Origin of the sequence: Ligilactobacillus salivarius DSM 20555 = ATCC 11741 (assembly GCF_001435955.1) — a bacterium.
GTDB lineage: Bacteria > Bacillota > Bacilli > Lactobacillales > Lactobacillaceae > Ligilactobacillus > Ligilactobacillus salivarius.
Window position 1 is genome coordinate 178,621 of the sequence record NZ_AYYT01000001.1, and the last position, 11,843, is coordinate 190,463.

An 11,843-nucleotide genomic window follows, 5' to 3' on the forward strand; every position below is an offset into this window, starting at 1 on the left:
CCTAATTTTCTGCAATATTTATTGAAACTGTATTTAAATATTTAGGTTCAACTTTAACTTGTTCAACTGCTACTTTTTTTCGTTTCAATAATCTTATCGCATAATCGTCATTATGATAATTACGCATATAATATATTTTCTTTATACCTGCTTGCAACAATGATTTAGTGCATTGCAAACAAGGAAAATCTGTAACATAAATTTCTGCCCCATCTGTTGGAATTCCAAATTTTGAACATTGTAATACTGCATTCATTTCCGCGTGAATTGTTCGTAAACAGTGTCCGTCAACAACGTAACAACCTACATCAATACAATGATCATCGCCAGAAACAGCTCCGTTGTATCCTCCAGCAATTACACGCTTATCCCTAACTAAAATTGCTCCAACTGATAATCTTTCGCATGTTGATCTTAATGAAAGCAATACTGCCTGTAACATAAAATACTGATTCCAAGGTATTCTTTTATCGGTCATAAAATTCACCATCCAAATATGTTTTTATTTAGTATAACATAGTTTAAACTGTTAATTTATCTGAGATTGCAGCAAATGTTTTATCTCCTATACCGGAAACATTCTTTAGCTCATCAATTGTTTTAAATTTTCCGTGCTCATCGCGATATGAAATAATCAGCTCAGCTTTCTTGTCTCCTATTCCATTCAATTGTGTTAACTGTTCTTTAGTAGCAGTATTAAGATTTATTTTACTGTTATCTCCGGCCTCCTCTGTTGTATTGCTATTACTTGTATCACTACTCATAGTGTTTTCCGATTGTAATTCTATAATTACATCACCAGTATAGTTTTCTCCTTGCTTAGGCACATAAATCATCATTTGATCACTTAATTTATGTGCATAATTAAGCTTACTAACATCCGCATTATTTTCTAATCCTCCAGCTTGTTGAATAATATAAGCTAGTCTTTGATTTGGTTTTGCTTTATACAAACCTGGATGTTTAACAGCTCCTTTAATATCTACAAATATTTCCTTCTTAGTCACACTAGATTTAACTTGCGGCACAGATGTAGAAACTTTACTTATTTGAGATGTACTGCTACTAGATATTTCAAAAGTATCACTATCTGAGTGTTTAGTAGGTAAAACAAAAATTAGTGTTACAATTATTGCTATTACAATGGTTACTATTTGCCATTTATTATTTTCTAGAAACTCTTGAAGTTTTTCTTTTATCTCTTCTTTCATCACTTATTCCTTTCTTAAGTTCCCTCTAAGATTAATAAATACGCAAAAAAAATTATTTTTCAAAAAAATACAAAAAAACAAGCCTCCATTGAGACTTGTTTAAAATATAAATTACATTTCATTAGGAGCTTTTACACCTAATAAACGTAAAGATTCTTTTAATGTAGTAGCAACACTTTGTACTAATGTTAATCTTGCATTCTTTTCAGCATCATCATTCAAAATTCTAGAATGTGCATAGTATTTATTAAATGCTTTCGCTAAATGAATTGCATATTTTGCAACAACAGAAGGTTCATATTCACTAACAGCTTTCTTTACTGTTTCAGGGAAAGCAGCCAATAAACGTAGTGTTTGCCATGCTTCTGGATCACTAATTTCTAAGTTATCAGAATCTAATTCTAAATCACCTGCTTTACGTAATATACTCATAGCACGTGCATGTGAGTATTGTACGTATGGTCCTGTTTCTCCTTCAAAACGGACAACTTCATCTAAGTTAAAGTCGAAACTGTTAATTCTTTCATTCTTCAAATCATGGAAGACAACAGCACCTACACCTACTGCTTCTGCTACTTCTTCCTTGTCAGCAAGGTTTGGATTCTTTTCTTCGATTTGCTTATTAGCTAATTTAACAGCATCATCTAAAACTTCTTCTAATAAAATTACACGTCCAGAACGAGTAGATAACTTCTTACCACCGGATGTAATCAATCCAAATGGAATATGATGAATATCATCTGACCAGTCGTATCCCATTTCTTTTAAAACAGCTTTCAATTGCTTGAAATGGTTAGTTTGTTCTTGACCTACTACGTATAATGATTGTACGAAATCATATGTACGGTAACGATATAATGCAGCAGCTAAATCACGAGTAATATATAGTGTTGCTCCGTCTGTTTTTCTAATTAAAGCAGGGTTTAAATCGTATTTTTCTAAATCTACAATTTCTGCCCCTTGACTTTCTTTTAATAATCCCTTTTCTTGAAGCAAGTCTGTAATTTCATCCATTTTATCATTATAAAATGCTTCACCATTATATGAATCAAAAGTAATATTTAAGCGATCATATACTTCAGTAAATTTCTTTAGAGATTCTTCACGGAACCATTTCCAAAGTTTAAGTGCTTCTTCATCACCATCTTCTAACTTTTTAAACCATTCACGTGCTTCTTCATCCAATTCAGGATTATTAACATCTTCTTCATGGAAACGAACATAATACTTCAATAAATTATTGATTGGGTCAGCTTTAACTTCTTCTTCACTTCCCCATAGTTTATATGCAACAATTAATTTACCAAATTGTGTTCCCCAGTCACCTAAATGATCTATTTTTATTGGCTTATAATTTACTTTTTCAAGTAATAATGCTAAAGAATTACCGATAACTGTAGAACGTAGATGTCCCATTGACATTGGCTTAGCAATATTAGGTGAAGACATGTCAATAGGAACATTTCCACCATGACCTAAATCTTGGTTACCATAAGCAGAACCTTCAGATAAAACTTCAGATAATATATCTTTACTGAATTCTTTTTTGTCTAAAAAGAAATTTACATATGGTCCTACTGCTTCTACCTTTTCAAATCCTGTTTGGTCAATCTTTTCAACCAATTCACTAGCTATCATTTGTGGTGCTTTACGTAATACTTTTGATAATACAAAAGCTGGAAATGCATAATCCCCTAAATTAAGTGTCTTAGGTTTTTCTATCTTAGCTAAAATATCTTCTTGTGATAATTTTCCATCAACAGCTTGTTCAATAACTTGAGCAACTTTAACTTTATAATCCATGTTGTCCTCCCATATAAAAATAAAAAACTCCTGCATAATAATATGCAAGAGACGAGAAATTCCCGCGGTACCACTCTACTTGATTAGTAATCCACTCAAAAAATATTAAATTGTTATTCTAAGAAACGCGATTCATTTACTTCCATTATCCAACTCACACCAACTTGGACTCGCTTAGAACTTTCATAAACTACTAATTTCTATCATAGAATAGTCAAAACCACAGGGAAAACTCATTCTCTGTTATAAATCATAATAAACTACTGAAGACATGATAACAAAACTTAATCTATAGGTCAATCTATCTATGATTTTTTTATTTATTTCTTGAAATTTACTGAAGTTTAATTTAATATGTAAGAAAATTTTCTATTTTTGGAGGTTTCACATGAGCTACTCGACCCTATTATTTGATATTGATGATACCTTATTGGATTTTCATGCTACTGAAAATCGAGCTCTAGAATTACTTTTTGAAAAGCATGGTATTGAATTAACTGATACTGTAAAAGATAATTATGTAAAATTTAATCAAAGTCTATGGAAAAAATTAGAATTGGGAGAAATTAGTAGACAAGAACTCATGACTAACCGTTTTACTACTTTCTTTAAAAAGGAATTTGATCTTAATATCGATGGACTTAGTTTGAATAGAGAATACTTAGAGTTCTTATCAACTGGTACTGATACTATTCCTGGAGCAAAAGATTTACTTTCTACTTTAAAAAAATCTGGGCATAAATTATACGTCGTTACAAACGGTATAGATTTTGTTCAAGAACGTCGTTTACGCAACACCGGATTCAATTCATTTTTTGATGATATCTTTATTTCTCAAAAAATTGGCTATCAAAAACCAGATGCTAGATTTTTTAAGAACGTATTTAATGAGCTATCTGAATTCAATCCTGATGATACGCTTATTGTTGGTGACTCACTTACATCTGACATTCAAGGTGGGCACAATGCTAACATAGACTCTATTTGGTACAATCCAAAATTATCTCCTATTGATAAGAAAATTACCCCTACTTATCAAGTAAATAATTTACAGGATATTTTGCAAATTGTTGGTTAATTGTCTTGCATATTCAAATAAAATTTGCTAATATTCTTAGGATAATTAGTAATATAAGGAGATTTTTATGGAAACTAAGTTTGAAATTGGCGATCGCGTTAAATGTAAGAAATTTGCTTCTTTAACTCATGATTTTATCGGTACAATTGAAAAAATTTATGAAAATTCTGCAATGGTTACAATTGTAGAACATGATAAAGCAGACTCTGTTGTAGTAACTGATTTTCATAATCGTGCTGTAGTTCGCCTTTCTGATATGAAAAAAGTAGCAGCTTAATATATACTGACATTGATAAATTTTTATGTTATACTTATCAATGTCTTGCGGGTATAGTTTAGTGGTAAAACTTCAGCTTCCCAAGCTGGTGTCGCGAGTTCGATTCTCGTTACCCGCTTATTAATTTATCAGGGTTTTGACGCATTACTAGTGATAATCATTATCCATTAAGGTCCGAAAAAGGGCCCGGAGGATTGAAAATAAGCTCATCTAATCCTTTACCTAGGAAATAGATGAGCTTTTATTCTATCTCTAATTAATATCTCCATATCTATCACTAATATAGTTTTTAATTATAGATACAAAGGCTTTGACGGATGGAGTTTGTTGTTTCTTCTGATGTGTTACTAAACATATTGTTCGATAAAAATGTTCACTAAAAATATATCTGTTAACATTTCCACTTAAATTTTGCAAAGCAAGCTCTGGTAAAATTCCTAGTCCCAAACCACTTTCTACCATCGCTATAATCGAAGCATCATCTATACTGTACTGTAATGAATTAACAGAAACATTATATGTATCCAAAGCTCTTTTGGTATCTCTATCATAATCAATTTGTTGTAAAATAAATTTTTCGTTCTTTATATCATCTCTTGTAATTGATTTTCCCCTATGAAGTTTAAAGTCTTGTGGCGTAATGCAATATATTGGGTCTTTATATAATGGGATAACTTCCAAATTTTCTTCAATTGGCAATGCACTAAAGCCTATATCAAGTATCCCTAATTTAACTTGTTCAACAACATCATTAAAATTTCCCTGCCAAACCGTTACTTCTATATCAGGATAAATATTTTTAAATTTATTTATTATATCTGGTAACCAATTAATGCATACACTACTAAATGCTCCTATTCTTACACGTCCTTTATTTAAGCCATTAATTAGAGCAGCCTCTTCGTTTAAAGTAGCCTCAGCATTCAAAATATCTTGAATAAGCGGTAATACCCTTTGACCATTAGGTGTGAGTCTTACGCCACTTCTACTCCTAACAAACAGTGAAAACCCTAAATCTTTCTCTAAACTATTAATTGAATGACTAATTGCTGAAGGTGTAACTTGTAATTGTTTAGCAGCAGCAATAAATGTTTTTTGTCTAGCAACCTCACTAAAAACTTCGTAACTAAAATTTGTCATGTTATTTAATCCTCATTACTAAAATTTGCTTTTATGTTACATTTAATTTCTTACTTATTCAAGACGTAAACTCAAGATAATGTTATAATTACTTTAAAATCTTTAGAAAGGTGTGAGTGCTATCATTATTTTTATTACTCATCCATTATGGATTATTGCAATTATTTTCTTTGCTAACTTGATAGCAGCCATTTGGACAGTTTTTCGTGAAAAACGAGATATTGCAACCACATGGGCTTGGTTATTAGTTTTAACATTACTACCTATAATCGGCTTCACTTTGTATCTTTTTGCTGGTAGAAAGATTTCTAATGAACAAATTTTCAGTATGAAGAAGGAACAACAGGAACAAATTACCAAGTTAGCTAATGAACAAAAAAGCCTCTGGAATAAGCATTCTCTAATTCCATCCGAAAAAACTACTGATACTGGTCGTGCACTAATTCATTTTTTCCTTGAATCAGAAGATGCCTTTATAACTCAAGATAATCAGGTAGAAATTTTTACTGATGGAAAAGAAAAATTTGAATCTCTTCTTCGTGATATAAAGAATGCTAAACATCATATTCACATAGAATACTATTCTTTTATTGCTGATGATATTGGTAATAAAATATTAAAAGCTCTAGAAGAAGCTGCTGCTCGGGGAGTAGAAGTTAGAGTTTTATACGATTTATTCGGTTCACACGGAACTACCTATAAATTCTTTAAACATTTAGAAGAACTTGGCGGGTATGCTCAAGCCTTTATTTCAGCATCTAAGGCGTTAATTTCGACTCCTAGACTAAACTACCATGATCACCGAAAACTCGTTATTATAGACGGTAACATTGGCTATATTGGCGGCTTTAATATTGGAGATCAATATTTAGGAAAATCAAAAAAATTTGGTTATTGGCGTGATACCCATCTTCGCATCAAAGGGTTTGCTCTTTTTGAAATGCAAGCACGTTTTTCAATGGATTGGAATACAACTTGTCGTAAAACTAAAAAACCTCGCTTAGATATTTCAACTAAAGAATATATGCCAATAGCTTCTAACGAACAAGCTCATGGTTCTACCAGAATACAAATCGTTTCTTCTGGTCCTGATAGTGAACGTCAATCAATCAAACGTGGATATCAATACATCATTGCAAATGCCAAGGATTATGTTTATATACAAACTCCTTACTTAATTCCAGATGACTCGGTTTTAGAAGCACTCATCATTTCTGCCAAAGCTGGTACTGATGTCCGAATTATGATTCCATGCATGCCTGATCATATTTTTGTTTATAGAGCCACTCAATTCTATGCTAAGTATTTAGTTGAAAATGGGGTTAAAGTCTATCAATATGATAATGGTTTCTTACATGCTAAAACCGTTGTTTCTGATGACCACATCTCCTCTGTTGGTTCTGCCAACATGGACTTTCGTAGTTTTAAACTTAATTTTGAAGGTAATGCTTTTTGTTATGATGATAAGTTATCAAAAGATTTAAAGGCTATCTTTTTAAAGGATTTGGATAATTGTACAGAGTTAACTACTGAATTCTTTGATAATCAATCTAGTTGGTTAAAATTCAAGCAATATTTCTCAAGATTGCTTTCTCCAACTCTATAATTATCTGCAATTAAATACCCTCTAAATATGCTGTATGTTGGCATACTTAGAGGGTATTTTTATACATTAAATTAACTTTTCAAAATATCTTTGTATATAAGCCGCTATTGCATCTGCCAATACGTTCAATTTCAACAATTTAAATAGTTTTGCACGTACTAACTCAATAATTGAACAAACCAGGTTAATACATAAACTAAAAATTATAATTTTCCCAATAAACATGACAGGCGAATTCAGAGCTATATCAGCAAATCTATCTTTAAATAAATACTCCGCTACAAAGGGATGAATATGTATCAAATATACTCCAAACGTCAATGGGGCAAATAATTTTACTCCTTGTATAATTCTAGAGTTCAGTGATAACTTACTAAAAATATTTAACAATGCTATTCCCATAAATAACATTGTTGGTGCAGGATAATTTATTAGAACACGTCCATGCGATTGTTCTCCACCTAACAATAAGAAAACTGCAAAAGAAAGGATTGCCATTGAAAAATACACTGTTTTATCGTGTTTCCAAAACTTCCAACCATACAATTTAATATATCCACCAATTAAATATAGAATTATTAACCATGGTGCACTATATCCACTCTGGAGGCTTAGGAAGGTTTTAGCCCTAAAAATGAAAGTTTCCCCAAAAGAACATACTAATATTAATGTTATTAATAACTTAGTCGCCATTGATTTATCCAGCTTATTCAGTAATAGATTCAAGAAAGGCATAAATGCAAAGAGAATAAAATATGCTGAAAAGTACCAGTATCTTTCAAAAGAAATCGGCATTAACATTTGTATTAATAACCCTTTATTAATAGGCACATTTGGTATTGTTACCCATATTATTATATTTAATACTACAGAATAGAATAATACCTGAAACCAAAGTTTTATTATATTTTGTAATTTAAATTTACTTTTTACCCCTACATAACCAGATATTAGCGCATAGCAATTAACTGCACAATAGCATAATGTATCTAATAGCCAGCTTATATCATAATTTATACTTCCTATACCAATTTGTGTTGCTTTAGTAATGACTCCACCTAGTAGTAAGCAATGATACAATACAATCATATACATCGCTACTATTCGTAATAAATCAATCCCATAATTTCTACGTTTCACAAGTATAAACTCCTTAATTAAAAAATGTTCATTTACAAGTTTAAGTTGTTAAGTTAGAAAGGTCAATATCAGTTGAGATATAATCCTAATAAGTATCTCTTAATCAATTCTAACTATCAATAAAATTAAAAAAGCTGTACAAACATAATTGTACAACTTTTGCTATATTATAATTATTTAAAAGCTTTTACACCTATATCATGACGATAGAAACAGTCATTCCACTTGTAGTTTTCCAAATACTTGTAGACTAATTTATGTGCTTCTTCAATTGTAGATGCCTCACCTACGATTGATAAAATTCTACCACCATTACCATATACAACCTCATCTTCAATCTTAACATTTGCATAAATGGTGTATATGTCTTTTTGACTTTCCAACTTAGGTAAAGCCTGCCCTTTCACTGCTTGCTTAGGATAGCCTGCTCCTGCAACTACTACATTTAAGTATGCTTTGTCTGAAATCTTCAATTCTGGCAATTGTTTATCATTAATAGCTGCATCTATCAACTCAGCAAAATCACTTTCTACACGGGGTAAGACTACTTGAGTTTCTGGATCTCCTAAACGAACATTATATTCAATAACTTTAGGACCTTCTTTTGTCATTATCATACCTATGTACAAAATTCCATGATAATGATAATCCCCAGCTTCTAGTCCTTTCACTGTTGGTTCTACAATATCTGTAATCATTGCTTGGTATTCTGCATCAAATAATTGTGGTAAAGGACTATATGCACCCATACCACCTGTATTTAGACCTTCATCATTATCGTATGCTCTTTTATGATCTTGAGCCATTGGTAAAATTCGATAGCCCTTATCACTTAATACCAAGAACATAGAATATTCATTTCCAACCAAGAATTCTTCAAGTACTACTTTTTTCTGACCTTTTCTAAACATCAATCGAATTTCATCTTCAGCTTCTTGATAGGATTGGGCTATTACAACACCTTTACCTGCTGCTAATCCGTCTTCTTTAATAACTACAGGTTCATCAAATTCTTTCAACCCTGCGATTGCTTCATCTGAGGTAGTATAGGTTTTGAATTTAGCAGTTGGAATATGATACTTATCCATAAATTCCATCGCATAATTTTTTGATCCTTCTAGTTGTGCTGCACGTTTGTCTGGACCGAAAATCTTTAGATTATCTTCTCTAAAGGAATCAACAATTCCTGCAACTAAAGCATCTTCAGGACCTACAAAAGTCCATTCTATATCATTATCGTAAACAAAACCCTTTAACGCATCAAAGTTCAACTCATCTATCGCTACAACTTCAATACCATCAAAAGTCATTCCTGGATTACCTGGTGCACAGTAAACTTTAGCAACTTTATCGCTTTTCAATAAAGCTTTACAAATTGCATGCTCGCGTCCACCAGAACCTACAACTAATAAATTTACGTTTTCTTTCATCTTATAACTCCATTAATTAGTGTCTAAAATGTCTTACGCCTGTGAATACCATTGCTACCCCATACTTATTAGCCATAGCGATAGAATCCTTATCTCTAATTGATCCACCAGGTTGAACTATTGCTTTAATCCCATGTTCAGCAGCATATTGAACACAGTCGTCCATTGGGAAGAATGCATCACTTGCTAACACAGCTTTATCATTTAGTGAATCGCCAGCATGCTTAATTGCTATCTTTGTAGAATCAATACGGTTAGGTTGTCCAGCTCCTATACCTAATGTTCTTTCATCGTTTGCTACAACAATTGCATTAGACTTAGTATGTTTAACTGCTTTCCAAGCAAATAATAATGTTTCTAATTGACTATCACTAGGGGCATTTTCTGTTACTACTTCCCAATTCTTAGGATTTTCATCTATAACGTCTTGTTCTTGACGAAGCAAACCACCCATAATTGAAACTGTTTCATCACGAACATCTTCGTCTTTCTTAGTAAAATCAAGTTGTAATAAACGTAGATTTTTCTTCTTGGATAATACTTCTAAAGCGTCAGCATCGAATTCAGGAGCAATTATAATTTCTAAAAATAGTTTATGCATTTTTTCTGCTGTTGCCAAATCTACTTTTCTATTTAAAGCAATTACACCACCAAAAATTGAAATTGAATCTGCTTCATATGCTCGATCCCATGCTAATTCAATATTATCAGCTTGACCTATTCCACAAGGGTTCATATGTTTCAAAGCTACAACTGTTGGTCCATCAAATTCTCTGACCGCTCTAATTGCAGCATCAGCATCACGTATGTTATTAAATGAAAGCTTTTTACCGTTTAATTGCTTAGCTTGTGTAATAGAGTATGCTTTAGGCATAGCATCTTCATAGAACCATGCTTTTTGATGACTATTTTCTCCATATCTCATTGAAGAAATCAAATCATATGTTAGTGTTAATTTTTCTGGGTTATCTTCACCAGCTTGCTTACTCAAGTAATCTGCAATTAAAGCATCATATGCTGCTGTATGTCTAAATGTTTTAGCAGATAATTTAAATCTTGTTTCTAATGAAATTTCTCCATTTTCATCTAATTCTTTCTCTAATCCTTCATAATCATCTGCATCTACAACAACTACTACATCGCGATAATTCTTAGCTGCTGAGCGTAGCATACTTGGTCCACCAATATCAATATTTTCAATAGCATTTTCTAAGGTTACTTCAGGATTTTCGATAGTTTGCTTAAATGGGTATAAGTTTACACATACTAGATCAATTGGTGTAATATTTTGTTCTTTTAGAGTTTCCATATGCTCTGGTAACTCACGTCTTGCAAGTAAACCACCATGAATATAAGGGTTCAAAGTCTTAACTCGTCCATCTAAAATTTCTGGAAAATGAGTAACTTCTTCAACAGAAATAGTCTTAATACCTGCTTCATCTAAGTATTTCTTAGTTCCACCAGTTGAAACAATTTCAAAATCATGTTCTACTAATTTCTTTACAAATGGTACTAAATTATTTTTATCAGATACACTAACTAATGCTCGTTTCATTTTTATTCTCCTTAATTGTTTGACTTACTTAACAAAACTTCGTTTAAAACTTTAGGATATATACGATGTTCACACTCATGAATTCTTTCTTCTAAGGTTTCACAAGTATCATCTTGATAAATGGGTACATGTTCTTGATATATAACTGGTCCCGAATCTAAACCAGAATCAATATAGTGCAATGTTACTCCTGTTTGATTCTTATTATGCTCTTTATGGTCAGCAAATGCTCTTTCAATAGCATGTAAACCTTGATATTCAGGTAAATATGCAGGATGAAGATTTATAATGGATCCTTCATACTCATCTAGTATTGGTTTACCAATAATTCTCATGTATCCTGCTAAAGCGATAAAATCTATTTGATGAGCTTTTAACACTTCAACAATTCGTTTTTCATAATCTAATTTATTGCCGCATTCTTTAACTGTAAATGTTTCATAGGGAATGTTAAATTTTTCAGCTCTTTTAATAACTGGAGCATTAGGATGATCACAAAAAAGCAATACTAAATTTCCAGTAATTTCTTTTTTAGCAAATTTATCTGCTAATACCTCAAAATTAGTTCCATTTCCTGAAGCAAAAATTGCTACTCTCATTACC

11 protein-coding genes and 1 tRNA gene are annotated in these 11,843 nt (G+C 31.7%); 4 read left to right on the forward strand and 8 right to left on the reverse strand.

Translation table 11 applies throughout. From position 1 onward, the window contains the following. Position 1: 1 nt before the first annotated feature. From FC55_RS00885 to argS, 3 genes are all read right to left on the reverse strand, one after another. Positions 2-478 carry a ComE operon protein 2 gene (locus FC55_RS00885; protein WP_003706127.1) on the reverse strand — a complete coding sequence of 159 codons (477 nt, stop codon included), beginning with the start codon at positions 476-478 and terminating at the stop codon, positions 2-4. A gap of 43 nt (positions 479-521) precedes the next feature. Further along, positions 522-1,211 (reverse strand): helix-hairpin-helix domain-containing protein, encoded by a 690-nt coding sequence (locus FC55_RS00890; protein ID WP_003700061.1) that lies wholly within the window; start codon positions 1,209-1,211, stop codon positions 522-524. A 111-nt stretch (positions 1,212-1,322) separates the two neighbouring features. Then, positions 1,323-3,014: an arginine--tRNA ligase gene (argS, locus tag FC55_RS00895; RefSeq protein ID WP_035149723.1), complete on the reverse strand. Its 1,692-nt coding sequence runs from the start codon at positions 3,012-3,014 to the stop codon at positions 1,323-1,325. A 388-nt stretch (positions 3,015-3,402) separates the two neighbouring features. On the opposite strand from argS, the gene FC55_RS00900 reads away from it, so the two are divergent. The 3 genes from FC55_RS00900 to FC55_RS00910 all read left to right on the forward strand — a co-directional run bounded on the left by FC55_RS00900 (position 3,403) and on the right by FC55_RS00910 (position 4,487). Beyond that, positions 3,403-4,092, forward strand: a complete 690-nt coding sequence (locus FC55_RS00900) for a YjjG family noncanonical pyrimidine nucleotidase (RefSeq protein WP_003700058.1) — start codon at positions 3,403-3,405, stop codon at positions 4,090-4,092. Between the two features lie 67 nt (positions 4,093-4,159). Next, a complete protein-coding gene (locus tag FC55_RS00905) occupies positions 4,160-4,369 on the forward strand; it encodes a hypothetical protein (RefSeq protein WP_003700056.1) in 210 nt (69 codons plus the stop codon). Between the two features lie 47 nt (positions 4,370-4,416). Next, positions 4,417-4,487 (forward strand) — tRNA-Gly (locus FC55_RS00910). A gap of 134 nt (positions 4,488-4,621) precedes the next feature. Here FC55_RS00910 and FC55_RS00915 read toward each other — a convergent pair. Next, complete coding sequence (locus FC55_RS00915; protein ID WP_003700054.1) at positions 4,622-5,509, reverse strand: LysR family transcriptional regulator; 888 nt, start codon at positions 5,507-5,509, stop codon at positions 4,622-4,624. A 112-nt stretch (positions 5,510-5,621) separates the two neighbouring features. Here FC55_RS00915 and cls point away from each other — a divergent pair, with 112 nt between their 5' ends. Beyond that, the gene (gene cls, locus FC55_RS00920; RefSeq protein WP_003700053.1) at positions 5,622-7,115 is read left to right on the forward strand and encodes a cardiolipin synthase; all 1,494 of its coding nucleotides are present in this window, start codon (positions 5,622-5,624) and stop codon (positions 7,113-7,115) included. 66 nt (positions 7,116-7,181) lie between these two features. On the opposite strand, the gene FC55_RS00925 is transcribed toward cls, so the two are convergent. From FC55_RS00925 to purN, 4 genes are all read right to left on the reverse strand, one after another. Beyond that, on the reverse strand, positions 7,182-8,255 hold the full coding sequence (locus tag FC55_RS00925; protein WP_035149721.1) for an acyltransferase family protein: 1,074 nt from the start codon (positions 8,253-8,255) through the stop codon (positions 7,182-7,184). A gap of 173 nt (positions 8,256-8,428) precedes the next feature. Further along, a complete protein-coding gene (gene purD / locus FC55_RS00930; protein ID WP_003700050.1) occupies positions 8,429-9,685 on the reverse strand; it encodes a phosphoribosylamine--glycine ligase in 1,257 nt (418 codons plus the stop codon). 16 nt (positions 9,686-9,701) lie between these two features. Further along, a complete protein-coding gene (purH, locus tag FC55_RS00935; protein ID WP_003700048.1) occupies positions 9,702-11,240 on the reverse strand; it encodes a bifunctional phosphoribosylaminoimidazolecarboxamide formyltransferase/IMP cyclohydrolase in 1,539 nt (512 codons plus the stop codon). Positions 11,241-11,251: 11 nt separating this feature from the next. After that, positions 11,252-11,839 (reverse strand): phosphoribosylglycinamide formyltransferase, encoded by a 588-nt coding sequence (purN, locus tag FC55_RS00940; protein WP_003700046.1) that lies wholly within the window; start codon positions 11,837-11,839, stop codon positions 11,252-11,254. Positions 11,840-11,843 lie beyond the last annotated feature (4 nt).